Genomic DNA, 1,064 nt, shown 5'->3' on the forward strand with positions numbered 1-1,064 from the left:
GTGATGATGCCCTGCCCAGCCGGAGGAGCATTAGGATCAGGGGTAGGTGCCACCCAGCCATTGTTCTTAACCTGCTCGTTACCGGACTGTATCACTTGCCCAACATTCACACCCCCAGAGTAATTGGCAGCAGGCATAACCTGCGGTCCAGCCCACCCGGTAGTAGGCGCCGCCCCCGGAGGGGCGACGTTATACACGGTGTTAGGATTGCCGTTGTTGGGGATGGTCTGCTGTGCGTCCTGCGCAATGGACTGAATGTAGCCCTGTGAAGTTGCCATCGTTTACTCTCCTGCTCTCATACCATATTTATCACGAAGGATACGCAGAGTTTCTGCGGCCCTCTTGTCATAGTCCTTCGCTGTGTCTTCACCAGCACCACGGCCAAGTCGCTTACCACTTTCCTGTATCGACTTCTTACTGAGCACACCACCAATCTTGTCTACGAGTTCAGGATCGTTCTTCGGCAAACCCCGGCGTACATTGTGAATCTGAACGGCGTCCAAACTACCCGCCTCCTTCAACACCTGCATTGCCTTGCTGGGACTATAACCAAGTCCACCCACCATTCCCTCATACACATCAGTCATGCGAGACATGCCGTCATACAGTTCCTTGTTGGCAGCCTTAATGCGCTTGGCAGTTCCCTCTTCATCAGCTCCTCGGCGAATGCGGTCTGCCACTGCAAGCCTTGCCTCATCCTTCTTCTCCTTCAAATCGAAGGCCATACCACGAAGGGTAGAGGACGGGTCTGCCTTGTCCACCCTACCACCACTCACCTTGGTGAGAGTAGCGAGCAACTGAGCAAACTGCGCAGTGTCGCTGGAGTCAGCCACCGACGGGTTGTTAGGATCAACAGCATCAATCCAACCCGGAAGCAAACTGTCTACCGCCGCCAGCGTGCCGCGAGACGTGGGGCCGTACCCGAGATTGTCCTTCCATGCTCCGGTCATATCCTGTAGAACAGGCAGACGTTCAATACGCATGGGAGCCTTAGACTGTTCAGTGCCAAGAGCAGCACCGACAGCAGCAGCAACAAACCGGTTGGCAAACACCATATCCTTAAG

General features: G+C 55.0%; 2 protein-coding genes. Both read right to left on the minus strand.

Annotated elements, in window-relative coordinates:
* Positions 1–278: hypothetical protein (locus RR877_RS10575; RefSeq protein ID WP_332628243.1), on the minus strand; the 278-nt coding region annotated here is incomplete at its 3' end.
* Between the two features lie 3 nt (positions 279–281).
* Positions 282–1,064, minus strand: a 783-nt coding sequence (locus RR877_RS10580; protein WP_332628244.1) for a hypothetical protein, incomplete at its 5' end; no start/stop codon positions are given.

Source organism: Aurantimicrobium sp. (genome assembly GCF_036667855.1).
Taxonomy (GTDB): domain Bacteria; phylum Actinomycetota; class Actinomycetes; order Actinomycetales; family Microbacteriaceae; genus Aurantimicrobium.